This window comes from Sorangium sp. So ce385 (genome assembly GCF_051474135.1).
Lineage (GTDB): Bacteria > Myxococcota_A > Polyangia > Polyangiales > Polyangiaceae > Sorangium > Sorangium cellulosum_D.
Genome location: NZ_CP150337.1, coordinates 13,930,473 through 13,951,549, shown reverse-complemented (window position 1 = coordinate 13,951,549; position 21,077 = coordinate 13,930,473). Strand labels below are relative to the sequence as shown.

At 72.8% G+C, this 21,077-nt stretch carries 21 protein-coding genes; 13 read left to right on the top strand and 8 right to left on the bottom strand.

Annotation, left to right across the window (positions count from 1 at the left end; genetic code table 11):
• Window positions 1-99 precede the first annotated feature (99 nt).
• The 8 genes from WME83_RS51135 (at window position 100) to WME83_RS51100 (ending at window position 7,162) form a co-directional block, all read left to right on the top strand.
• Entirely contained in the window at window positions 100-966 is an 867-nt protein-coding gene (locus WME83_RS51135; RefSeq protein ID WP_437316985.1) for a helix-turn-helix domain-containing protein, read from the top strand.
• Between the two features lie 77 nt (window positions 967-1,043).
• Window positions 1,044-2,033: an AraC family transcriptional regulator ligand-binding domain-containing protein gene (locus WME83_RS51130; protein ID WP_437316984.1), complete on the top strand. Its 990-nt coding sequence runs from the start codon at window positions 1,044-1,046 to the stop codon at window positions 2,031-2,033.
• A gap of 31 nt (window positions 2,034-2,064) precedes the next feature.
• Window positions 2,065-2,967, top strand: coding sequence for an oxidoreductase (locus WME83_RS51125; RefSeq protein WP_437316983.1), 903 nt, complete (start codon window positions 2,065-2,067; stop codon window positions 2,965-2,967).
• A gap of 23 nt (window positions 2,968-2,990) precedes the next feature.
• A complete protein-coding gene (locus tag WME83_RS51120) occupies window positions 2,991-3,797 on the top strand; it encodes an SDR family NAD(P)-dependent oxidoreductase (protein WP_437316982.1) in 807 nt (268 codons plus the stop codon).
• A 419-nt stretch (window positions 3,798-4,216) separates the two neighbouring features.
• Entirely contained in the window at window positions 4,217-4,624 is a 408-nt protein-coding gene (locus WME83_RS51115) for a hypothetical protein (RefSeq protein WP_437316981.1), read from the top strand.
• 190 nt (window positions 4,625-4,814) lie between these two features.
• On the top strand, window positions 4,815-5,864 hold the full coding sequence (locus WME83_RS51110; protein ID WP_437316980.1) for a methyltransferase: 1,050 nt from the start codon (window positions 4,815-4,817) through the stop codon (window positions 5,862-5,864).
• 60 nt (window positions 5,865-5,924) lie between these two features.
• Window positions 5,925-6,326 carry an MmcQ/YjbR family DNA-binding protein gene (locus tag WME83_RS51105; protein ID WP_437316979.1) on the top strand — a complete coding sequence of 134 codons (402 nt, stop codon included), beginning with the start codon at window positions 5,925-5,927 and terminating at the stop codon, window positions 6,324-6,326.
• Window positions 6,327-6,571: 245 nt separating this feature from the next.
• On the top strand, window positions 6,572-7,162 hold the full coding sequence (locus tag WME83_RS51100) for a hypothetical protein (protein WP_437316978.1): 591 nt from the start codon (window positions 6,572-6,574) through the stop codon (window positions 7,160-7,162).
• Window positions 7,163-7,180: 18 nt separating this feature from the next.
• Here WME83_RS51100 and WME83_RS51095 read toward each other — a convergent pair whose 3' ends face one another.
• Genes WME83_RS51095 through WME83_RS51080 form a run of 4 tightly spaced genes read right to left on the bottom strand, consistent with a single transcriptional unit; the run spans window position 7,181 to window position 9,992 of the window.
• Complete coding sequence (locus WME83_RS51095) at window positions 7,181-8,347, bottom strand: NADH-quinone oxidoreductase subunit D (protein WP_437316977.1); 1,167 nt, start codon at window positions 8,345-8,347, stop codon at window positions 7,181-7,183.
• Window positions 8,344-8,892 (bottom strand): NADH-quinone oxidoreductase subunit C, encoded by a 549-nt coding sequence (locus WME83_RS51090; RefSeq protein ID WP_437316976.1) that lies wholly within the window; start codon window positions 8,890-8,892, stop codon window positions 8,344-8,346. The genes WME83_RS51095 and WME83_RS51090 overlap by 4 nt, the downstream gene beginning before the upstream one ends.
• Window positions 8,893-8,940: 48 nt before the next feature.
• Window positions 8,941-9,489: an NADH-quinone oxidoreductase subunit NuoB gene (gene nuoB / locus WME83_RS51085; RefSeq protein ID WP_437316975.1), complete on the bottom strand. Its 549-nt coding sequence runs from the start codon at window positions 9,487-9,489 to the stop codon at window positions 8,941-8,943.
• Window positions 9,486-9,992 (bottom strand): NADH-quinone oxidoreductase subunit A, encoded by a 507-nt coding sequence (locus tag WME83_RS51080; RefSeq protein ID WP_437316974.1) that lies wholly within the window; start codon window positions 9,990-9,992, stop codon window positions 9,486-9,488. Before WME83_RS51080 ends, nuoB begins: the two co-directional genes overlap by 4 nt.
• A 302-nt stretch (window positions 9,993-10,294) precedes the next feature.
• Between WME83_RS51080 and WME83_RS51075 the strand changes: the two genes are divergently transcribed.
• Both WME83_RS51075 and WME83_RS51070 read left to right on the top strand, forming a co-directional pair.
• Window positions 10,295-11,119, top strand: a complete 825-nt coding sequence (locus tag WME83_RS51075) for an undecaprenyl-diphosphate phosphatase (RefSeq protein ID WP_437316973.1) — start codon at window positions 10,295-10,297, stop codon at window positions 11,117-11,119.
• 66 nt (window positions 11,120-11,185) lie between these two features.
• Window positions 11,186-12,343 carry a mannose-1-phosphate guanylyltransferase gene (locus tag WME83_RS51070; RefSeq protein WP_437316972.1) on the top strand — a complete coding sequence of 386 codons (1,158 nt, stop codon included), beginning with the start codon at window positions 11,186-11,188 and terminating at the stop codon, window positions 12,341-12,343.
• Window positions 12,344-12,359: 16 nt separating this feature from the next.
• Here the strand turns inward: WME83_RS51070 and rsmI are convergent, their stop codons facing one another.
• Together rsmI and WME83_RS51060 are read right to left on the bottom strand one after the other, a co-directional pair.
• On the bottom strand, window positions 12,360-13,238 hold the full coding sequence (gene rsmI, locus WME83_RS51065) for a 16S rRNA (cytidine(1402)-2'-O)-methyltransferase (protein ID WP_437316971.1): 879 nt from the start codon (window positions 13,236-13,238) through the stop codon (window positions 12,360-12,362).
• A gap of 3 nt (window positions 13,239-13,241) precedes the next feature.
• Window positions 13,242-14,537 carry an RNA polymerase factor sigma-32 gene (locus tag WME83_RS51060; RefSeq protein ID WP_437316970.1) on the bottom strand — a complete coding sequence of 432 codons (1,296 nt, stop codon included), beginning with the start codon at window positions 14,535-14,537 and terminating at the stop codon, window positions 13,242-13,244.
• 145 nt (window positions 14,538-14,682) lie between these two features.
• On the opposite strand from WME83_RS51060, the gene WME83_RS51055 reads away from it, so the two are divergent.
• From WME83_RS51055 to miaA, 3 genes are read left to right on the top strand one after another with little or no spacing between them, the layout of a single operon-like run.
• Window positions 14,683-15,354 carry a hypothetical protein gene (locus tag WME83_RS51055; RefSeq protein WP_437316969.1) on the top strand — a complete coding sequence of 224 codons (672 nt, stop codon included), beginning with the start codon at window positions 14,683-14,685 and terminating at the stop codon, window positions 15,352-15,354.
• A complete protein-coding gene (gene mutL / locus WME83_RS51050; protein WP_437316968.1) occupies window positions 15,351-17,480 on the top strand; it encodes a DNA mismatch repair endonuclease MutL in 2,130 nt (709 codons plus the stop codon). The genes WME83_RS51055 and mutL overlap by 4 nt, the downstream gene beginning before the upstream one ends.
• A complete protein-coding gene (gene miaA, locus WME83_RS51045; protein WP_437316967.1) occupies window positions 17,477-18,586 on the top strand; it encodes a tRNA (adenosine(37)-N6)-dimethylallyltransferase MiaA in 1,110 nt (369 codons plus the stop codon). The genes mutL and miaA overlap by 4 nt, the downstream gene beginning before the upstream one ends.
• Before the next feature lie 537 nt (window positions 18,587-19,123).
• Here the strand turns inward: miaA and WME83_RS51040 are convergent.
• Both WME83_RS51040 and WME83_RS51035 read right to left on the bottom strand, forming a co-directional pair.
• Window positions 19,124-19,927, bottom strand: coding sequence for a phytanoyl-CoA dioxygenase family protein (locus WME83_RS51040; RefSeq protein WP_437316966.1), 804 nt, complete (start codon window positions 19,925-19,927; stop codon window positions 19,124-19,126).
• Window positions 19,928-20,190: 263 nt separating this feature from the next.
• Complete coding sequence (locus tag WME83_RS51035) at window positions 20,191-20,868, bottom strand: hypothetical protein (RefSeq protein ID WP_437316965.1); 678 nt, start codon at window positions 20,866-20,868, stop codon at window positions 20,191-20,193.
• Between the last annotated feature and the right edge of the window lie 209 nt (window positions 20,869-21,077).

Genomic DNA, 21,077 nt, shown 5'->3' with positions numbered 1-21,077 from the left:
GGCTCGGCGGGGGGTCTCCGCCTCGGGGAGGAGGCGCCCGCCTGCGACCGAGGCGCGCGGCTGGATCGCGCCTGCGCCGAGGGGTAGCCTTGCCCCTCGATGCAAGCGCTGGCTCAGCGCGCGCGGATCGCGCGCGGCACGTCCGGTGAGAGCCGCTGGGAGATGGCGACCCGGCCCACGGCGCCGCGCCTCCGCCCCTACCTGCGCGACTGCTGCGGTTACACGGAGGAGACGCCCGGGCCGCTGCGGCGGGCCGAGTTCCCGTTGCCGCAGGTCGTCGTCATCATCGAGTTCGGGCCGCCGATTCGCGTGTTCGACGCCGGCAGCGCTCGCCGCCACGCCTCGTACCCGGGCGGCTTCGTCGCGGGGCTCGACGACACCTTCACGGTCACCGAGCACGACGGCCTCCAGCGCGGGATCCAGGTGAACCTCACCCCCATCGGGGCGCGGCTCCTCTTCGGCGTGCCGATGGCGGAGCTCACCGGGCGCGTGATCTCCGCGCGCGATCTCCTGCCGAGGAGGCACGCCCGCCTGGCCGAGCGCCTCGAGGAGCTCCCCACCTGGGACGCGCGCTTCGACCTGATCGAGCGCGCGCTCGGCGAGCGCGTCGACGAGGCGCGGCACGCGCTCGGCGTGGTGCCGTGGGCGCTCCGGCGGATCGAGGAGCGCGGGGGCGCGGTCGACATGCGGGCGCTCGCGCGCGAGCTCGGCTACAGCCAGAAGCACGTGATCGACCTGTTCCGCGAGCACGTCGGCGTCCCTCCCAAGCTCCTCGCCCGCCTGGTGCGCTTCGAGCGACTCGTGCAGCACCTCAAGGCAGGCGCCTCCGGGACCTGGGCCGAGCTCGCGCAGCGGTTCGGCTACTACGACCAGGCGCACCTCGCGCGGGACGTGAAGCAGTTCACCGGGACGACCCCGACCAAGGCCCGCGCCACGCTGATCGAGCTCTCCGGCATGAGCCCCTGATCCCTTCGGGTCGTGGCGACTCGATTTCGGTACGTCCTTTGCGATGATACGTTCCTTGCGATGATACGTTCCTTGCGATGAACGGTGACCTCGTCCGCCTCTCGTCCGCGGTGCGCGATCGGCTCGCGCGCGTCGGAGCGGACGTGGCCCGTGCGACCGCCGCCGCGCGGGCGCCGTCCAGCGGCGCGCTGAGCACCGAGCAGTTCTTCGCGTTCTGGGGAGCGCTCGGCGCGTCGTCGCCGCACGACGTCGGGCTCCGTTTGGCGACGGAGACGCAGGTGCACGAGTACGACATCTCGTCGCTCGCGGCGCTGCACTCGCCCGACCTCGGCACCGCCCTGGCCAAGCTCGCCCGCTACAAGCGGCTTTGCGGGCCGAAGGACATGGCCATCGACACGAAGGGGAAGGAGGTGGCGATTCACACGACCTACCGGCACGCGCCCGGCCCCATGCCACCGCGCCTGGTCGACGCATCGCTCGCCTCGCTCCTCGTGCTCTTGCGGCGAGGCAGCGGGCTCGCGCTCGCGCCGACGCGCGTCGAGCTCTCTCGGGCGCGCAGCGACGAGCCGATGCTGCTGCGCTTCTTCGGGTGTCCGCTGCGGTTCCGCGCGAAGCGCGACGCGCTCGTCCTCGAGGAGCGCCTCCTGACGACGCCGTTCATCACGCACAACGCCGACCTGCTGCAGGTGCTCGTCCCCAGCCTCGACCAGAAGCTCGCGCCCCTCGAGCATGGCTCGTTCGTCGAGCAGGTCCGCGCGGTGGTCGCTCGCCGCATGTCGGGCGAGCGACCGAGCCTCGCGAAGGTGGCGCGCGAGCTGTCGCTCAGCACGCGCACGTTGCAGCGGCGCCTGGGCGAGCTGGGGGTCAGCTTTCAGCACGTGCTCGACGAGGTCCGGCACGACACCGCGCTGCGCCTCCTGCGCACCGACGGCGTCGACGTCAGCGAGATCGCCTTCCTGCTCGGCTTCGACGAGGTCAACTCCTTCACGCGGGCGTTCCGAGCCTGGGAGGGGAAGACCCCGAAGCGCTGGCGTGATTCGATTCATCTGTGGCGCGATCGGATTTGAAGGCTGGCGCTCTGCGCACGATGTTTCGTGCATGGCAGAGAACAATGCGCAAGTTTGGTTCATCACCGGAAGCTCGCGGGGGCTCGGCCGCGCCCTCGTCCATGCCGTGCTCGCCGCCGGGCACCGCGTCGTCGCCACGGCGCGCAAGCCCGCCGATCTCGATGACGTCGTGAAACAGCACGGCGACCGCGTGAAGGCGGTGGCGCTCGACGTCACGCAGCCCGAGCAGGCCGCGCGCGCGGTCAAAGAGGCGGTCGACGCCTTCGGTCGCATCGACGTGCTCGTCAACAATGCGGGCTACGCGAACATCGACTCGGCCGAAGATCTCCCGCTCGACGATCTCCGCGCGCAGATCGACACAAATTTCTACGGCGTCGTGCATGTCACGCGGGCGGTCCTGCCCGTGATGCGCGAGCAACGCAGCGGGCGCATCCTGCAGATCAGCTCCATCGGCGGACGGCGCGGGGGCACGCCGGGCCTGAGCGCGTACCAGGCGGCGAAGTTCGCCGTCGCGGGCTTCAGCGAGGTCGTGATCAACGAGGTCGCGCCGCTCGGCATCCAGGTCACCATCGTCGAGCCGGGCGGCTTCGCCACCGACTGGGCTGGCGGCTCGATGAAGATCTACGCGTCGCAGCCTGACTACGAGGCCACCGTGGGCGCGACCAACAAGCGGCTCCGGGGCAACCCCGGCGCGGCGCGCGGCGTGCCCGAGCGAGCCGCGAAGGCGCTGCTCGAGCTCGCGTCGATGGATCGGCAGCCGCGACGCCTGCTGCTGGGGAGCGACGCGTACGTGCTCGCCAAGCTGACGCTGCGAGAGCTCGGCGCCAGCGACGATGCCCACCGGGCCCTCAGCGCGAGCACCGACGCCGACGGCATGCCCGACTTCGCCGACACCGACGTTGGCCGAGCGATGCTGGAGCTGCACCACACCTGAAGAGAGCGCGAAGGGAGGACACCATGGATCTTCACCTGCAAGACAAGCGCGCGCTCGTCACCGGCTCGAGCTCGGGCATCGGCGCGGAGGCGGCGCGGCTCTTGGCACGCGAGGGCGTCGCGGTCGTCGTGCACGGGCGCAACGCCGAACGCGCGCGGGCCGTCGCGGACGAGATCACCACGGCGGGAGGACGCGCGGCCGTTGCGATCGGTGACCTGTCGACCGCCGATGGTCTGAGCAGCGTCATCGGCGCCGCCGAGCGCGCCTTTGGCGGCATCGACATCCTGGTCAACAACGCGGGCGGCTCGACGAACGTGGCCCACGCGTCCTGGTTCGACGCGCCGCTCGAGGAGTGGCTCGACGAGTACAAGAGCAACACGGTCCCTGCCGTGCGGCTCGTGCATGCGTTCGTGCCGGGGATGCGGGAGCGCCGGTGGGGCCGCGTCATCCAGATCTCGTCGCGCAACGCGATCTCACCGCACGCGCAGCTCGGCGCCTACGGCGCATCGAAGGCGGCGCTCAACAACTTCACGCTGAGTCTGTCGAAGGCCCTGGCCGGCACCGGCGTGACGTCGAACGGCATCATGCCCGGGCTCATCTCCACGCCCAGCCTCGACGTGTGGTTCCGCGAGGTCGCCGCCCGGCAAGGCATGACCGATCCCGCCGAAGGACGTGCGTGGGTGTTGAAGAACGCGGTTCATCAGACGGTGGATCGCCTCGGCGTGCCGGCCGACATCGCCGCAGCGGTTTGCTTCCTCGCAAGTCCGCTGACGGACTTCATGACGGGGACGACCTTTCGCATCGATGGCGGGGCCACGCCGACGCTGTGACGGCGAGGGGAGCGGCGCACGGGCGATGCGGGGTGGCCCGCTCGATCGGCTCGGGCCGCCGTCGGCCGCGGCGTACGGCGTGCTCGCGCCGTGACATGTCACGCTGGATCCGTGACATGTCACGCTGGATCCGTGACATGTCACGGCGCGCGCCCCCCTCCATCCGCGGCGATCACGCCCAGCGCATGCCCGGTACGCCCGTGCGGGGGCGCGCAAACAGCGCGAAGTCGCCGCGCGAGGGCCTGAGCCATACCGGCAATGCTCTTGGACCGAACTTTGCCAACGCACAGGAGCGCGGGTTGGCGAGGTGAGCGCCGATCGCGGCGATGCACGGTTCGTCGTGCGCGAGCCGCGGCGCACAGGTCGACCTCGTCCGCGATTCGCGGTTCAGAGACAAAGCCGGACAGATTGGAGAGATCATGATCCACAAGAAGAAGGCGATCCTCGGTATGCTGGTGGTCGGCGCGCTCGGAGCGAGCTCGTTCGCGTGGGCCGGGCTCAAGACCACCCAGACGACGAGCGTCATCGTGAGCCTGGACGGCTCGAATGCGCATGCGACCGGCAACCTCGGCAGCACGAGGAACAGCGCAGATGCCAATGAGTTCATCGGCTGCGGAGTTCGGGTGCTGTCGAGCGGCTGGGACATGCACTGTCAGGCGAGGGACGCCTTCGGCGATAGTACGAGCTGCAGCTCCGACGACGAGAGGATGATTCATGTGGCCTCGTCGCTCGGCACGGATGGCTACCTGAGGTTCGTCGTCTTGAACGGCGAATGTATCGAGCTCGAGGTCAAACACTACTCGAATCAAAAGCCGAAGGCGCTCTGAGCCTCCCTCACCGCCGGCGCCCCCGGCGCCGCCCGCCTCGCCGCCGTCGGCGCGCGACGCGCTGGTGTCCCCGAGGCGGCGGTGCGGCGCGGCCGACGCGCCGTCGGGCGACCCGGAAGAGGCGAGGTAAAATCTTTACAATACCCCCGGCGCCGCGCTCCCCAAGGTAGGCCCCGAAGGAGCGAACACCATGTCGACCGGGTCTCCCACGAATCTGCCCCCTGCCGTCCGCCTCAACCAGATGATCATGAGCCTCTGGGTGCCGCAGGTCGTCCACGCGGCCGCGGAGCTCGGCGTCGCCGACGTCCTCGCCGACGGGCCGCTCCCGAGCAGCGCGGTCGCGGCGCGGCTCGGCACGCACCCCGACGCGACGGAGCGCCTGCTCCGGGCCCTCGTCACGCTCGAGCTGCTCGCCCCCCGCGGGGACCGCTTCGAGCTCACCGAGATGGGGCGATGCCTCGAGACGAGCTCCCCGACCTCGCGGCGCGCGTGGTCCCGGCTCATGGGCGGGGCGGGCGTGTGGACGGCCTGGGGCCGCTTGACCGACTGCGTCCGCACCGGCCGGATGGCGTGGGGCGCCGGAGACGCGGCGGCGCCGTCCGGGACCGAGCACTTCGACGAGATGGGGCGCGACCCGGCCGCCGCCGCGATCTTCCACCAGGCGATGGTGGAGCTCACCCGCGGGGTCGCGCCCGGCATCGTCGGGGCCGCCGATCTGCGCGGCGCGCGCCGGGTGGTCGACGTGGGCGGCGGCTACGGCGCGCTGCTCTGCGCGATCCTGGAGGCCCACCCCGGCGTGGAGGGGGTCGTCTTCGATCTCGAGCACGCGCGCGAGGGGGCGCTCCAGCTGTTCGCGTCGCGCGGCGTCGCCGCCCGCGCCTCCTTCGTCGCGGGGAGCTGCTTCGACGCGGCGCCGCCGGCCGCCGACGTCTACGTGCTCAAGAGCGTGATCCACGACTGGGACGACGCCCGGAGCCTGACGATCCTGGGCAAGTGCCGCGAGGCGATGGACGGCGCGGCGCGCCTGCTCGTCGTGGAGCCGCCCGCCCCCGCCCAGCGCGGGAACGCGGCGCTCGAGTGGGTCCTCACGTTCAGCGACATCAACATGCTCGTGAACACGGGAGGGCGCGAGCGCACCGAGGCCGAGTACCGCGCGCTGCTCGAGGCCGCCGGGCTCTCCGTGAAGGGCGTGCGCGAGACGCCGAGCTTCTACCGGATCTTCGAGGCGGCGCGGGCCTGAGATAAGGCCTGAGATAACGTCACGAGAGCGACCCATCCCCCCTCGCCGAGGTGCACCGCCGTGGTCTCTTCCGACGAATTTCGAAAGCTCGCGCTGTCCCTGCCCGAGGCCGAGGAGCAGGACCACTTCGGCAAGCCGTCGTTCCGCGTGCGGGGGAAGATCTTCGCGACCCACTGGGTGGCGCAGGAGCAGGCGGTCCTGAAGCTGTCCCTGGAGGAGCAGGACAGCCTGGTGCAGGCGCAGCCCGACGTCTTCTCGGTGACGCCGTGGGGACACCAGGGCTGGACGCGGGTGGAGCTCCGTCGCGTCGACCCGGCGCTCCTGGAGGAGCTGCTCGTGGGGGCCTTCCGCCGCGTGGCGCCGAAGCGCGTGGCCGCGCAGCGGGACGCGGGCCGCAGCGTGGAACCCGCGGCGCCGCCGGGGGCTCCCTCACGTCCGCGGAGACGCGGGCGCGCGACGTGACGGACGCCGGGACGCGCGGCGCAGCGCGGAGACGGCGAGCGCCTCGGCCGCGCGCGGCGATGCCGGCGCCGGAGGGCGCTGTCTTTTTTTTCCGACGGGGAAGGAAAAATCGATCGGGGTCGTAGTATGTTCACGCGCCGCGCGCCTGCCGGGTCGACGATTCAGCCCGTTCGCTTCCTTCGACGGAGCCGTCCTCCAGCGCCGCGCGGACTCTCAGGTGAACATTCTCGATGATGGAGCGCTCGATGACACGGATGAAGGTTCTTGGGATGCTGATGGTGGGGCTCGCGCTCGTTGCGTGCGGCGATGATGGCGAGGAGGGCAATCCCGGCAGCAGCGGCACCAGCAGCAGCAGCGGCACCGGCGGCGACGGCGGCAACGGCGGCACGGACGGCACCGGCGGCAACGGCGGCGAGACCGGGGGCGACCTCGACGACAAGCAGCTCGGCGACCTGACGGACGAGGAGGCGCAGGCGACGTGCGACGCGGTCGCCGCGTCGGCCGCGGACATCACGAAGGAGGACGCGTGCGAGCTCGCCGGCCTGATCGCCGCCGCCACGCCCGACTCCGGCCTCGACTGCGAGACCGCCAAGGAACAGTGCATCAACGAGCCCGAGGAGCCTGCGGAAGAGGAGTTGTGCACCGCGCAGGACTTCGCGGGGTGCACCGCCACGGTCGCCGAGTTCAAGGCCTGCACGGACAGCCAGTTCGCGATGATCAAGGCGCTCACGTGCGAGTCGGACCTCGAGTCCCTCGAGCTGCCCCCGGAGTGCGATGTCGTCAACGAGAAGTGTCCGGAGCTGTTCGGCCCGGATACCGGCGGCGAGGAGCCCTGAGGCTCCGTTCTCGCCCGGCTACCGGTCGATCTCGGGCGCCACGACGTCGAAGCTGGCGATGAGCGCCACGAGATCGGCCAAGAATAGCCCCGGGCTCTTGGCCTCGATCATGGCCATCGCGGTGAAGCTCCCGGTCCGGAACCGCGCCCGGTACGCCTCCTCCGCGCCCCGCCCGATCACGTAACACCCCATGTCGCCGCGGGCGCTCTCGATGCGCGCGTAGGCCTCGCCGTCGGGCCTCATCTTCTTGGGCAGCTTGCCCAGGATGTCGTCCTCCGGGTGCTCGTCGATCTTGTCGAGCGCCTGGCGGAGGATCTTCGCCGACTCGCGGCACTCCTCGACCCGCACGTAGAACCGGTCCCAGCAGTCCCCCACCGTCCCGTAGCGCCCGCGGCCCACGGGGACGTCGAACTCGAGCTCCGGGTACACCGAATAGCCGTCTTCCTTGCGGAGATCCCATGGCACGCCGGACGCGCGCAGGTTGGGGCCGACGAGGCCCCAGTCCTTCGCCTCCTCGGCCGTCACCACGGCGACGTTGGCGAGCCGCTTGATGAAGATGTCGTTCAGGCTGATGAGCCGGTCGAACTCGACCATGATCGGCTCGAAGCGGTCGAGCCACCGCCTCACCTTGTCGGCCCACCCCTTCGGCATGTCGAACGAGACGCCGCCGATGCGGTGGTAGTTGAAGGTGAGCCGCGCGCCGCACAGCTCTTCGATGAAATCGTTGACGTGCTCGCGCTCGCGCAGCGCCCAGGGGAAGGGGGTGACCGCGCCGACGTCCATGGCCATCGCGCCGAGCGCGATCATGTGGCTGCCGATCCGGTTGAGCTCGCAGGAGATGACGCGCAGGTACTGCGCCCGCTTCGGCACCTCGATGCCCATCAGCTTCTCGCAGGCGCTCGCCCAGGCCTCGTTGGCGAACATCGCCGCGACGTAATCGACGCGGTCGGTATAAGGCATGAAGCCGCTGTAGGTGCAGCGCTCGCCGATCTTCTCGATGCTCCGGTGCAGGTAGCCGACGTCCGGCACCGCCTTGCGGATGATCTCGCCGTCCGTCGAGATGACGAAGCGGAGCACCCCGTGGGTCGACGGGTGGTGAGGCCCCATGTTGAGGGTCATCTCGTCGTCGAGATCGCTCCCCGGGCCCGCGCCCCCGCGGTCGACGCTGAAGATGACCTGGCTCATGTCGCCTCCGCCTCCTTCTTCGGCAGCTTGATCTTGAAGAGCTCGACGGGGTTCGGCCGATGCGTCGGGATGCCGTGGTATTCGGCCTTCTCCTGCCAGTCCTTGCGGAGCGGGTGCCCCTCCCAGTCGTCGGGCAGGAGCAGGCGCCGGAGGTCCGGGTGCCCCTCGAAGCGCACGCCGAGCAGATCGAAGCACTCGCGCTCCTGCCAGTTCGCGGCCGACCACACGTCGACGAGCGTCGGCATCGCCGGGCTCTCCCGGTCGAGGAACGCCTTGAGGACGACCCGGTGCTTCTTCGCATACGAATAGATGTGATAGACGACCACGATCTTCTTGAGATCGGGGTAGTCGACCCCGGTGATGCACTCCAGGTAATCGAAGGCGAGCTCCGGCGCCTCGCGCAGGTGCTGGCCCACGGCCTGGATCTTCTCCGGCGCGACCTGGAGCCAGGCGTCGCGATCCTTCGCGGACACGGGGTGGAGGTCGAAGACCGCGTCTTCGCCGAGCTTCGCCTGGAGCGCCTGGAAGATCTCTTCGGGTGTCATGGGGTGCGGGAGCGCGGAACGAGCATGGAGACGAGCACGGAAGGCGGCTCAGCCGCCCGTCGCGCCGCGGCGGCTGAGGGTGCGCTCGCTCTTGATCTTCTCCTGGATCTTCAGGAGCCCTTCGAGGAGCGCCTCGGGGCGCGGCGGGCAGCCGGGCACGTAGACGTCGACCGGGATGATCTGATCGACGCCCTTGCAGACCGAGTAGGCGTACTGGAAGAGGCCGCCGCAGTTCGAGCAGCTGCCCATGGAGATGACGTAGCGGGGCTCCGACATCTGGTCATACAGGCGCTTCACCCGGGTCGCCATCTTGTACGTCAGCGTCCCCGCGATGATGAAGAGATCGCTCGAGCGGGGGCTCGGCCGCGGGGCCGCGCCGAAGCGCTCGAGGTCGCCGCGGGGGCCGCCGGTCTGCATGAGCTCGATGGCGCAGCAGGCCAGGCCGAAGAGCATGTACCAGACGCTGTTCGACCGCCCCCAGTTGAGCAGCCAGTTCACCGTCTGGTCGACGCTCGTCGTGATGACGCCGCCGCCGTCGCTCTCGTACTTCGCCTCCCACCCGCGGGGCGGGGCCATCAGGTTCAGGTTCGATGTCATGACTCCGCACCTCCGTCGGCGACCGGGGCCGCCCCGACCGGCGCGCCCTCGCCCGCCGCGCTCGCGACCGGCGCGCGCGCCCGGGACCGGCTGCTCACGTTCTGGGCCCCGCGCGGATCGCCCTTGATGGCGCGGATCCAGTTGAGATCGCCCTTCGCCCAGACGTAGGCGAAGCCGAGCATCAGGATGGCCACGAAGAGGAAGATCTCGATCAGCGCGAAGAGGCCGCTGCCCTGGTCCACCCAGCGCTTGAACACCGCGGCGACCGGATAGATGAAGGCGATCTCGACGTCGAAGACGATGTAGACGAGCGCGATGATGTAAAAACGCGGGTTGAAGTTGAACCACGCGGGCCCGACGGGCGCCTCACCGCACTCGTACGTCTCGACCTTCTCGGCGTACGGGTTGCTCGGGCGCAGCAGCTTCCCGAACAGCAGAGAGCCGAGGACGAAGCCGATCGCCACCAGGAAGAACGCGGCAACGCTGGCATATGCCATCAACATCGGACGGAACCTCGCTCGGCTCGCCCTCCCTCGCTCCGGGCGAGAGAGCGCCAGATCAGAGGCGGTATGTAGGTGAAAAGACGAAGCGCGGCAAGCCAGCAGACCCAGGAGAGAGCGCGCTGAGCCCGCTCCCTCGCGCCGTTGGATCGGGCCGCGCCGGGGCTGCGCGCGGCTCGACCCCCGCGCCGCGCCGCGCTGGGGCGCGGCGCAGGGTGAGGCGGCTCGCAGGGCCGCTGCTCGAAGCGCCTCGGAGCCGCTGCTCGGGATCGACAGGACGCGCCGCGCTGGGGTATCGGTCGAGCGTGGGTCTCGTGGACGTGGCGGTGCTCGCGGCCGTGGACGGGGCGGCGCAGGCGCTGCCCGTCTCGGCCACGGGGCACGCGGCGGCGGCGCGGCTCTGGCTCCGCGCGGCCGACGGCGATGGTTGGACCGCCGCCGCGCAGGCGCTCGCGGCGGCCGCGGCGCTCGCGGTCGCGGCGCGGCGGCGGCTCCTCCGCGCGCTCGGCGAGGGCGCCCGCGCGCTCGCGCGGCCGTCGCTCTTCCGGACGTCGCCGCCGGCGCGCGACGCGGGGCTGCTCGCGCTGGGCGCCGCCGCGAGCCTGATCGTCGCCGCGGCGCTCCGGCCGTACGTCGCGCTGTGGGGGCAGGATCCGCTCGCGGTGGGGCTCGGCCTGCTCGCGACCGGCGCGGCGCTCGCGAGCACCGCGATCGCGCCGCGGCGCGAGGGGCGCGACGCGACCGACGCGCCGTCGCTCGTCGGGATGCTCGCGGTCGGCGCGGCGCACGGGGCCGCGGCGTTGCCGGGCGGGTCGCGCGTCGGGGCGGCGCTCGTGCTCCTGCTCTGGCTCGGCGTCCGGCCCGCGCGCGCCGTCGAGCTCGCGCTCGCGCTGAGCATCCCCGCGCTCGCCGCCGCGGCGCTCGCGGAGGCGCCCGCGTTCACCGCCGCGCCGCCCGGGGCGGGCGCCGCGGCGCTGAGCCTGCTCGCCGCCTTCCTGAGCGCCCTCGCGGCGGCCGCCGCGCTCCGCGCGCTCGCCGAGCGGCGGCGCACGGGCGCGCTCGCGCTGTGGGTCGTCCCGCTCGGCCTCGCGATGGTGGCCTACGCGCACGCGCTGCCGGGCCCCACCTGAGCGGCCCCCTGCCACGGCGCCGCGTCCCTGCGTTACCCTTCGGCGTGTCACCCTCGACGATCGCCCATGAGCTCGACCGAGACCCCCGTCCATGTCCTGATCCTCGCCGGCGGCGCGGGCACGCGCTTCTGGCCGGCGTCGCGCGCGGCGCGCCCGAAGCAGCTCCTGCCGCTGCTCGGCGGCGAGCCGCTCATCACCGCGACGGCGCGCCGGGTGCTCCCGCTGTGCGGAGGCGCGGGGAGCGCCGGCTGGGAGCGCGTCTGGATCGCGACCGGCCAGCACCTCGTGGCGCCCACGCGGGCCGCGCTGCCCGACGTCTCCGAGCGGCGCCTGCTCGTCGAGCCCGCGCCGCGCAACACGGCGCCGTGCATCGGCTGGGCGGCGGCGACGATCGCGCGCGAGGACCCCGAGGCGATCGTGGTCGTGCTCCCGAGCGATCACCACATCGCCGACGTGCCGCGGTTCCTCGAGGTGCTGGAGGCCGCCGTCGCCTCGGCGCGGGGCGGCGCGATCACGACGATCGGCATCCGCCCGACGCACCCGGAGACGGGCTTCGGCTACATCGAGGCGGAGGGCGCGGACGGCGCCGGGAGCGCGGCGCCGGCGGCGCCCGCGTCGCCCTGCAAAGTGCTGCGCTTCGTCGAGAAGCCGAGCCGCGAGCGCGCCGCGGAGTTCGTGGCGAGCGGCCGCTTCCTCTGGAACGCGGGGATGTTCATCTTCCGCGCGGGCGACATGCGGGCGGCGATCCGCGCCCACCTGCCGGCGCTCGCCGAGGGGCTCGACGAGATCGACCGCGCCGCCGCGCAGGGCGCCGCCGCCGAGGCGGAGGCGGTGCTGCGGGTGTTCCCGCGGCTGCCGGCCGTGAGCGTCGATCACGGCGTGATGGAGCACGTCGCCGGGCTCGCGGTGGTGCCCGGCGATTTCGGCTGGAGCGACGTCGGCAGCTGGCAGAGCGCCTGGGAGCTCGCCGAGAAGGACGAGCGCGGCAACAGCGCGCCCGCGGGGTCGGTGCTGGTCGACGCGCAGGGCAACCACGTGGTCGATCTGCGCGCGCGCTCCGGCGGCGCGCCGGACGATCGCCGGGTGATCGCGCTCGTCGGCGTGGAGGACCTCGTGGTGGTCGAGACCGACGACGCGCTCCTGATCGTGCCGCGCGACCGGGCGCAGGACGTGAAGCGCGTGGTCGACGCCCTCAAGGCGCGGGGGCAGGGGCGGCACACCTGACGGCGCGCCGCCCGCCCTACCCGCGCGGCTCCCCCCGCCGCGCCACCGCCCGCGCGTAGAGCTCGCGCCGCGGGAGCCCGAGCTCGACCGACAGCTCCTCGGCGATGTGCTTCGCCCGCCTCCCCTGGGCGAGCTCGCGGTCGATGCGCGCGTCGAGCTCCTCGTCGCTCGGGCGCGCGCCCTCCGCGGCCGGCTCGGCGGGCGCGAGCACCAGCGTGATCTCGCCGAGCCACTCCCGCTCGAGCGCCGCGAGCTCCTCCACGGTGCCGCCGAGGATCTCCTCGTGCACCTTCGTCAGCTCGCGCGCGACGACCGCGCGGCGGCCGCGCATGCGCTCGGCCAGCTCGGCCAGCGTCTCGCGGAAGCGGCGCGGCGACTCGAACAGCACCACCGCCTCCGGCGTCGACGTGACGAGGGCCAGCGCCTCGCGCCGCTCGCGCCCGCCGCGGGGCAAGAACCCCACGAAGCGGAAGCCCCCGGTCACGAGCCCCGACGCGCTCACCGCGGCCATCACCGCGCTCGGCCCGGGGATCGCCACGACGCGCGCCCCGGCGTCCTTGGCCGCGCGCACGAGCGCCGTCCCCGGATCGCTCACGACGGGCGTGCCGGCGTCGGTCATGAAGGCGATCGACTCGCCCGCCGCGAGCCGCGCGGCCGCGCGCGCGGCGTCCGCCTCGGAGGCGTGCGCGTCGAACCGGTCGACCGGCTTGCCCGCGACGCCGAGGTGGCCGAGCAGCGCGCGGGCGCGCCGCGTGTCCTCGGCGAGGATCCGGTCCGCCGCGCGCAGCGTCTCGACCGCGCGCAGCGTGATGTCGCCGAGGTTCCCGATCGGCGTCGCCACCACGTAGAGGCACCCGCGATCGCTCGCCCCGCCCTGCTCGCCGTCGGTCGACAAGGCCTAGTCCGCTTCGACGGCGTCGCCGAGCTCCTCCTGCAGGTACGTCCGCAGCTTCGACTGGAGCCGCGCCTCGAGCTGGCGCACGCGCTCGCGCGAGATGCCGAACTCGTTGCCGAGCTCCTGGAGCGTGAGCGGATCCTCCGCGGCCATGCGCTTGTCGAAGATGATCACGTCCTTGCCCTTCAGCGTCTCGCGGAACTTCGAGAGCCGGTCGTGGACGAGCATCCCCATCTCGCTCGCCTCGAACGCGCTGTCCGGGCTCGCCCCCGACGAGACGAGCAGCTCGACGCGCGGGATCGTCCGGCCCTCGAGATCGCCGACCGGGGCGTCGAGCGACGCCTCGCCGCTGGCGAGGCGGCGGTCCATGTCGACCACCTCCTTCTCCTCGACCGAGAGGCGCTTCGCGATCTCCGCCGCCGTCGGCTCGATGCCCATCGCCGAGAGCTTCGCCTTCTCCTTGTTGAGGTTGAAGAAGAGCTTCCGCTGCGCCTGCGTCGTGCCGAGCTTCACCAGGCGCCAGTTGTTGAGGATGAAGCGCAGGATGTACGCGCGGATCCACCACGCCGCGTACGAGGAGAGCTTCACGCCGCGGTACGGGTCGTAGCGCTTCACGGCCTGCATCAGGCCGATGTTCCCCTCCTGGATGAGGTCCATGATGTTCTTGTAGGCGCGCCGGTACTCGTACGCGAGCTTGACCACGAGCCGCAGGTTCGCCGTCACGAGCCGCGCGGCGGTCGCGACGTCCTGCGTCTTCGAGTACTTGATCGTCAGCTCCTTCTCCTCGTCCGCCGTGAGCAGCGGGTGGCGCTGCACCTCGCGCAGGTAGGCCTGCAGCGGGTCCGTGCGCGACAGCGCCGCGTCGCCGCCGCGCCCCTCGCCGGCGGCGCCGCCGCGCGCGGCGCGCGGGAGCTCGATGTCGTTCAGATCGAGGCTCGCGTCGTCGATGACCTCGCCGACGACCTCCACGACGTCGCCCTCGTCGACGTCGCCGGCCGGCGCGGCGCCGCTCTCGGGCGGGGCGTCCCCCTCGTCCTCGTCGTCGCGCGCGCCGTCGTCGTCGCTGGCCGCGGGCTGCGCCTCGGCGCGCGCGCCGCCGGCGTTCTTCGCCGCGGAGCGCGCGCGGCGCTTCGCGGCGGGCCGGGGGGCCGCGTCCGCGACCTCGTCCGTGCCCGCGCTCCGGTCCGCGCCTTCGTCCTCCGGCTCGGGCAGCGGGCCCGCCTCCGCCGCCCCCGCGGGCTGCGGCGCACCGGTCCCCTTCGTTCGCTTCGTTCGCGGCTCGCTCTTGCTCTTCGCCACCAGGACCTCGTCCTCGAAGTTCTAGTACAGGCCCGCCGCACCGCGCCACCTGCGCCGGCGCGCAGGCACCTCGCGATCCGAGGCTACCCGCTCCGCACTCCGCGGGTAAGCCAGGTAAGGAAGAGAGCGCGCGGGATCGGAGAACGTGCTACACGGCAGCCTCCACGTGGACTCGCACCGCCCCCCGCGCCTGCGCTCGCTGCGCCCCTGGTACCTGGTGGCCACCATGCTGCTCACCTGGCTCATCGGCGTGCGCGGCTTCATGGCGGGATGCGGGACGGCCATGTACCTGCGCGGCGGCATGGCCCCCGACGTGATGGCCGTCGCCCAGCAAGCACGCGACCAGGGGGAGCCATTCCAGTTCACCTACCTGGTGCTCGAGGCGGCCCAGGCGCGCGCCCTCAGCCTGTACCAGGACGTCTCCTTCCCGCTCAGCATCGGCAAGGTGCTCCTCGGCGGGCTGCTCGTCATCGCGAGCGGCCTGGCGCTCGGCGGGCGGCCCGGCACGCGCGGCTTCGTGCTCCAGGTCCTCTTCGCCAACCTGGCCTTCGCCGCGGTCGATTACGCGCTCACCCGGGGCGTCCGCGGCGCGTGGATCGACATGGTGGCGCAGGCGGGGGCGCTCCTGCCGCCGGACGTCCCCGAGCGCGCCGGCCTCACGAACCCCGGCCTCTGGTGGACCGCCGAGCGGGTGCGCTTCGTGGTCTTCGAGCTGGCCATCCTCGGCTCCGCCGCGCTGGCGCTGACGCGGGAGCGCACCAAGGTCTACTTCCAGGCGGTCGCCCGGACGACGGTCGACCCCGGCGACGAGCCATGAGCACCGCGGAGAGGATCGCCGGCGCGGATCCTCGATCGAAGCCCGCCCAGCCCGAGGCGCGAAGGGTCGCCGTCCTGCCGGACGACCTCGCCAACCAGATCGCGGCCGGCGAGGTGGTCGAGCGGCCGGCGAGCGTGGTCAAGGAGCTCGTCGAGAACGCGCTCGACGCGGGCGCGCGCCGCATCCGCGTCGACATCGAGGGGGGCGGCGTCGGCCTGGTGCGCATCGCGGACGACGGGTGCGGGATGAGCCGCGAGGACGCGTCGCTCGCGGTGCTGCGCCACGCCACGAGCAAGATCGCGCGGATCGACGACCTCCGCTGCATCCAGAGCTTCGGCTTCCGCGGCGAGGCGCTCCCGAGCATCGCCTCGGTGAGCCGCTTCTCGCTGCGCACGCGGCGCGACGGCGAGTCGGAGGGGACGGAGATCCGGATCGAGGGCGGCGGCGCGGCGCAGGTCGTCCCCTGCGGGTGCGCCGCCGGCACCGTGGTCGAGGTGCGCGACCTCTTCTACAACGTCCCCGCGCGGCGCAAGTTCCTGCGCGCCGTCGGGACCGAGTCGGCGCACGTGACCGAGATCGCGCAGGCGGTCGCGCTCGGCGAGCCGGGCGTGACGCTGGTGCTCTCGCGCGACGGGCGCGTCGCGCGGGAGTGGCTGCGCACCGCGAGCCGCGCGGAGCGGGTGCGCGCGATGCTCGCGGGCGAGGAGCTCGCGACGTGCGCCGGGCAGCGGGGGCCGCTCACGGTCGAGGCGTTCGTGTCGCGGCCGGAGCGCGCCCGCTCGGGCGCCGGCTGGCTGTGGATGTTCGTGAACGGGCGGCACGTGCGCGACCGGTCGCTGGCGCGCTCGATCGCGCTCGCCTACGGCAGCGTGCTCGAGCCGGGCCGGTACCCCATCGGCGCGGTGTTCATCGATCTTCCTCCCGAGCTCGTGGACGTGAACGTCCACCCGCAGAAGGCCGAGGTCCGCTTCGCCGACGGCCGCGCCGTCGCCGACGCGCTCTACAAGATCGTCGCCGCGCAGGTGGCCGCGGCGTTCGGCCTCCCCGCGCCGGCCCCCGGCGGCTTCCAGGGCCGCAAGGGCAAGCTCTTCGAGGACGCGGCCTCGCCGCCCGGAGACGCCTGGGTCTGGTCGAGCGGTACCTCCGCGGCGGCGCCCTCCCCGGGGGCGCCCTCCGCGGGGGTGCCCGCGGCGGGCGCGCCGAGCGAGCGTCAGGAGCCGCCGGCCGACCCGTGGGGCCTCGGCGGCGATCTCGTCGGGATCCCGCCGGGGCGCCCGGCGGCCGCGCGCCCCGGGTCCGCGACGAGCTGCGCCGGCGCGCCGGCGCAGCTCGGGGTGTGGGACGACATCGCGCTCGCCGAACGGCGCGGCGGGGCGGTCGAGCCGGCGATCGCTCCGGGCGCCCCGGGAATCGCGCCAGACGAGCCGGGGGTCGCTCCGGGCGGGCTGGCGACCGTGCCGGGCGGGCCGGCGACCGTGCCCGGCGCGCCGCCCGTGCCGTACCCGACCGGCGGCGGGCCCGTGCTCGCCGCGGCCGAGCGCGTCCTCGCCTGGAAATCGCTGCGTTTCCTCGCGCAGGTGCGCAACACCTACTTCGTGTGCGAGGGCCCGGACGGGATCTACTTCCTCGACCAGCACGCGGCGGCGGAGCGCGTGACGTTTCACCGGCTGCGCGCGGCGTACGACGGGCGTGACGTCGCGACGCAGAAGCTGCTCTTCCCGGTGCTCGTCCCGGCGGCGCCCGCGGAGGTGTCGCTGGTCGAGGAGGCGCAGGAGGCGATCGCGCGGCTCGGGCTCGACGTCCGCCCGGCGGGCGCGGCGCAGCTCGCGGTGCACGCGGTGCCGACGCTGCTCCGCCGCGCGGCCCCCGAGCGCCTCGTGCGCGACCTCGTGGACGAGCTGAGCCACTCGGGCGAGCGCGCCTTCTCGGGCGCGGTGGATCTGGCGCTGGCGACGATGGCCTGCCACGGCTCGCTGCGCGCCGGCGACCCGGTGGCGCCGGACGAGGCGCGCGCGCTGCTCGCGGCGCTCGACGAGGTGGATTTCGCCGGCCACTGCCCGCACGGCCGGCCGATCGTGATGCGCGTCGGCTGGCCGGAGCTGGAGCACCGCGTGGGGCGGCGGTGATCGAGGCCGAGCGCGGGCTCGCCCCGGAGGCGAGCGCGGCCGCCGCGCCGCCGCACGAGGCCGCCGCGCCGCCGCGCGAGGCCGCCGCGCCGCCGCGCGAGGCCGCCGCGCCGCCGCGCGAGGCCGCCGCGCCGCCGCGCGAGGCCGCCGCGCCGCCGCGCGAGGCCGCCGCGCCTCCGTGCGAGGCCGCCGCGCCTCCGTCGTGGGAGACGATCGCGCCGCCGTCGCGGGGCGAGCTGCTCGTCGTGGTCGGCCCGACCGCGAGCGGCAAGACCGAGCTCGCGATCCGGCTCGCGGAGCGCTTCGGCGGCGAGGTGGTGAGCGCCGACAGCGTGCAGATCTACCGGGAATTCGACCTCGGCTCCGGCAAGCCGACGCCCGCTGAGCGGGCGCGCGCGCCGCACCACCTGATCGACGCAGCCGATCCGCTGGAGGCGATCGACGCCCAGCGCTTCGCGGAGCTCGCGGAGGCGGCGATCGGCGATATCCGCGGCCGGGGCCGGGTGCCCATCGTCTGCGGCGGCACGTTCCTGTGGGTGAAGGCGCTGCTCTTTGGCCTGTCACCCGCGCCGCCCGCCGACCCCGAGGTGCGGGCGCGCCACCGCGCGATCGCCGAGGCCGAGGGGCGCGCTGCGCTCCACGCGCGCCTGGCCGAGGTGGATCCGGCGAGCGCGGCGCGCCTCGCGCCGAACGATCTCGTGCGCGTGAGCCGGGCGCTGGAGATCTACGAGCGCTCGGGCCGGACACAGACCGCGTGGCACGCCGAGCACGGCTTCCGGGAGCGCCGCCACGCTGCGCGCCTGCTCGCGGTGCACCGGGACCGCGCCGAGCTCGATCGCCGCATCGAGGCGCGCGTCGCCGGGTGGCTGGAGCAGGGCTGGGTCGACGAGGTGCGCTCGCTCCTGGCGCGCGGCTACGGCGGCGCGCGGGCGATGGGCTCGGTCGGCTACCGGGAGGTGCAGGAGCACCTGGAAGGTGGCCTGCCGGCCGCGGAGCTCGCGCCGGCCATCGTGCGCTCCACGCGCGTCTTCGTGCGGCGGCAGCGCACCTGGCTGAGGGACCAGCCGGTGGCACACGTCACGCTCGCAGACAGTGTTGATAGTTAGGCTAACGAACCATATCGCGCCGCGAGGCGCTCCTTCACGAGCGGTCGACGGAGCGGGCGGTCAGGCGTGTCACGCTCGCAGACAGCGTCGATAGTTAGGCTAACGAACCATATCGCGCTGCGAGGCGCTTCTTCACGAGCGGTTGAGGGAGCGGACGGTCAGGCATGTCACGCTCGCCGACAGCCTCGATAGTTAGATAGCCTAACGAAATATATTGCGCTGCGAGGCGCTTCTTCACGAGCGGTCGAGGGAGCGGGTGGTCAGGCATGTCACGCTCGCCGACAGCCTCGATAGTTAGACTAACGAACTATATTGCGCTGCGGAAACCCTTCCATGAGCAGCCAAGGGCTCATCGGTCGCGTACGTCACGCTCGCGGAGCATTGATAGTTAGATAGGCTAACGAACCGTATCGAGCCGCGCGGCGGCCCTCCGCGCGGCGGCCCTGGCCCTCCTGCTCGGCGGCCCTCCCACGAGCCCCGCGGCAGCCACGGGGCGTCGCGGACGCGGGCGGTCCGGGCGGCGCGCGACGGCGCGGGTCAATAGGCGAAGGCCTGGTAGACCTCGGTCTCGTCGGGCCCGTCGAGCGACTCGACGATCGGGTTGAAGCGGAGCATGCGCTTCGCCCGCTCCGACAGGTGGGGGAGGCTCTCGCGGGGCACCCGGATCGAGACCTCCGGGCGGAAGAGCCAGCGGCGGCTGTAGCCGATGACGACCATGGGCCGCGGCTCGCGCGAGCGGTTCGGGGTTCCGCGGTGCAGGCCGCGAACGTCGCGGACCATGACGTCGCCGAGCTCCATGGTGATCGGCTCGAGCGCGACCTCGCCCTGCTCGAGGCGCCGCATCCCCTCGGCCTTGGAGAGCATGTGCGTGCCACGGGCGATCTCGATGGGGCCGTTCTCGGCGGTGACGTCGACCAGGGGGAAGTTGACGGCGAGCTGGAATGCAGGCGTCTCCTTGCCGGTCTCCGGGAAGAGCGGCGGCGTGTCGCGGTGGACGTCCTGGTAATCGGACCCGAGGAGCGGGGTGTCGGTCGCGAGCTGGACCATGATCATGTCGGCGCCGACCAGGCGCTCGACGACGCCCAGGATCGTCTCGTCTTCGTAGATGCGCGGCTCCGCGAAGGGGACTTTGAACGGGAGCGTCACGTAATAGCGCCCTGGCCCCCGGTTCTTGAGGTGCCCCTCGCGCGCGACGTGCGCGTCGAGGAGCGGCGCGAAGGCGTCGCGCCACGAGTGCAGCAGGCTCTTCGGGATGAGGCTCTTGATCAAACAGAACCCATCGCGCTGCGCTGCGTGGGCAAGCTCATCCAGTTCGGCGCTCGAGCGGCGGGCGTGGTTCATAGCTCGGCGCCAAGCTTGGAGTGGCGCCCGCCAGGTCGTCAAGCTCAGCACTCGCCCTCTGCCGATTCTCGTCGATTCGACCTTTTCCCGGAATCATCGTCTTCGAGAGAGATGTTGCCGCGTTCGGCAGCTGGAGCACGCGCGCGGGGACGGACGAGCGCGCTCATCCTGTTCTATGTCCGGAGGTCCTGCGCCTCCTGTTCTATGTCCGGAGGTCCTGTTCGATGTCCGGAGCACGCCGCGTCGGCGCCGATTCCTCGCTGTCAGCGCGACTGCCACCTGACCTCGCCGTCGCAGCGCGGGCAACCCGCGCCGCGCGGCCGCGGCTCCTGCGCGAACGCGACCCGGCCGCAGCCAGCGCAGACGGTCATGTGGCTCCGGTAGAGCTCCGCGTCGGAGAGGATCTCCGCGGCGAACAAGCTGAGCACGATGTCGCTCAGGAGGTCGCTCTCGCGCGGCGCCGGGATCCAGCCCGAGCGGCCTTCGACCACGCTCCACCGCACGCGCGCGCTGTACAGCGCCGCGCGGAGGAACCCGCGATCGGGGTTCGGCGCCACGAAATCGAGCAGCGCGAGCGCCACGCGCCGGCGCGCACATCCGGTGAGCGCCGCGACCTCGCGGTGCCGCTCGTCGAGCTCGCAGAGCTCCACGCTCGCCGCGCCCGGCTCGCGCAGCGCGCGCGGGGCCTTCATCCAGCCGGGCTCGACCACGTGCTCGTGGAGCCACGCCGCGAGCTCGTGGGGCTCCCACGAACGGGTGGTGACCTGCATGAAGCTGAGCGCGCCGGCCAGGCTGGGGCTCTCGAGCAGGCGCGCCCGCAGCGCGACGAACGAGCCGGCCCGACCGGCGCCGGCTCGAACGCCCTGCCCGAGCGCCTCGCGTCGGACGGAGCGGCTCGCGGGCCTGAGGCCCGCCATCGCGATCTTCAGGGAATTGCTCATAAGTTCCATGGGTTTTCCGTCCCGCTGTGCGCTGCGGGGGGCGGCCGATCGCCGGCGATGTGCGGCGCTGTAAGCGCCCCGCGTGCCAGCCATTCGATGCGTCAGCCCTGCGCCGCATCGCGCGAAGACGCGCCGATTGCGCTCAAAAGAGCGCGGCGCGCGAGGGCAGCTGAGGTCTCGAGACCGCCGTCCATCGCACGCGATTGCTG

Bases quoted from the DNA above. Each gene is read 5' to 3' on its own strand.
- WME83_RS51135 (WP_437316985.1), top strand. From the start codon at position 100: ATGCAAGCGCTGGCTCAGCGCGCGCGGATCGCGCGCGGCACGTCCGGT.
- WME83_RS51130 (WP_437316984.1), top strand. From the start codon at position 1,044: ATGAACGGTGACCTCGTCCGCCTCTCGTCCGCGGTGCGCGATCGGCTC.
- WME83_RS51125 (WP_437316983.1), top strand. From the start codon at position 2,065: ATGGCAGAGAACAATGCGCAAGTTTGGTTCATCACCGGAAGCTCGCGG.
- WME83_RS51120 (WP_437316982.1), top strand. From the start codon at position 2,991: ATGGATCTTCACCTGCAAGACAAGCGCGCGCTCGTCACCGGCTCGAGC.
- WME83_RS51115 (WP_437316981.1), top strand. From the start codon at position 4,217: ATGATCCACAAGAAGAAGGCGATCCTCGGTATGCTGGTGGTCGGCGCG.
- WME83_RS51110 (WP_437316980.1), top strand. From the start codon at position 4,815: ATGTCGACCGGGTCTCCCACGAATCTGCCCCCTGCCGTCCGCCTCAAC.
- WME83_RS51100 (WP_437316978.1), top strand. From the start codon at position 6,572: ATGACACGGATGAAGGTTCTTGGGATGCTGATGGTGGGGCTCGCGCTC.
- WME83_RS51095 (WP_437316977.1), bottom strand. From the start codon at position 8,347: ATGAGCCAGGTCATCTTCAGCGTCGACCGCGGGGGCGCGGGCCCGGGG.
- WME83_RS51090 (WP_437316976.1), bottom strand. From the start codon at position 8,892: ATGACACCCGAAGAGATCTTCCAGGCGCTCCAGGCGAAGCTCGGCGAA.
- nuoB (WP_437316975.1), bottom strand. From the start codon at position 9,489: ATGACATCGAACCTGAACCTGATGGCCCCGCCCCGCGGGTGGGAGGCG.
- WME83_RS51080 (WP_437316974.1), bottom strand. From the start codon at position 9,992: ATGTTGATGGCATATGCCAGCGTTGCCGCGTTCTTCCTGGTGGCGATC.
- WME83_RS51070 (WP_437316972.1), top strand. From the start codon at position 11,186: ATGAGCTCGACCGAGACCCCCGTCCATGTCCTGATCCTCGCCGGCGGC.
- mutL (WP_437316968.1), top strand. From the start codon at position 15,351: ATGAGCACCGCGGAGAGGATCGCCGGCGCGGATCCTCGATCGAAGCCC.
- WME83_RS51040 (WP_437316966.1), bottom strand. From the start codon at position 19,927: ATGAACCACGCCCGCCGCTCGAGCGCCGAACTGGATGAGCTTGCCCAC.
- WME83_RS51035 (WP_437316965.1), bottom strand. From the start codon at position 20,868: ATGAGCAATTCCCTGAAGATCGCGATGGCGGGCCTCAGGCCCGCGAGC.